The sequence below is a fragment of the Dactylosporangium siamense genome (assembly GCF_016862795.1).
GTDB classification, from domain to species: Bacteria; Actinomycetota; Actinomycetes; order Mycobacteriales; family Micromonosporaceae; genus Dactylosporangium; species Dactylosporangium siamense.
The window spans coordinates 1-707 of record NZ_BONQ01000283.1 but is presented as its reverse complement, the minus strand read 5'-3'; the positions used below and the strand labels follow the sequence as shown (position 1 = coordinate 707).

Below are 707 nucleotides of genomic sequence, written 5' to 3'. Positions count from 1 at the left end.
CGCATCGAACAGCGCCGCCACCGGTATCTCAACGTCGAACACCGCCCGGACCCGCGACACGACCCGCGTCGCCAACAACGAATGCCCACCAAGCTCGAAGAAGTTGTCCGTCACCCCCACCTCGGACAACCCCAACAACTCACCCCAGATCCCAGCCAGGATCTCCTCATGCGGCGTCCGCGGCACCACCACGCCGACCACCACCGACCCCTGCGGCGCCGGCAACGCCGCATAATCAAGCTTGCCGTTCACCGTCAACGGCAAACTCCCGATCTCAACACACAACGCCGGCACCATGTGCTCCGGCAACAACCGCCGCGCCCACTCCCGCAACCCCACCGGCAACCCCACCGACACATCCACCGGCACCACATACGCCACCAACCGCCGACCCTCATCGTGCCCATCGGTCGTCACCACCGCCGCCGCCACCAGCGGATGCTCAACCAGCACCGCCTCAACCTCAGCCGGCTCGATCCGGAACCCCCGAACCTTCACCTGCGCGTCAGCCCGACCAACAAACTCCAGACTGCCATCGGACCGCCACCGCGCCACATCACCCGACCGGTACAACCGCGAACCATCCCCACCAAACGGATCCGCGACAAAACGCTCCGCCGTCAACTCCGGCTGACCCGCATACCCACGCGCCAGACCCGACCCACCGATGAACACCTGCCCCGGCACACCAACCGGCACCATCCGCA

The 707-nt window shown here is 66.5% G+C and carries 1 protein-coding gene; it reads right to left on the bottom strand.

Annotated features, from left to right (window positions below; genetic code table 11):
• Nucleotides 1-707, bottom strand: a 707-nt coding sequence (locus tag Dsi01nite_RS56955) for an AMP-binding enzyme (protein ID WP_203854888.1), incomplete at both ends; no start/stop codon positions are given.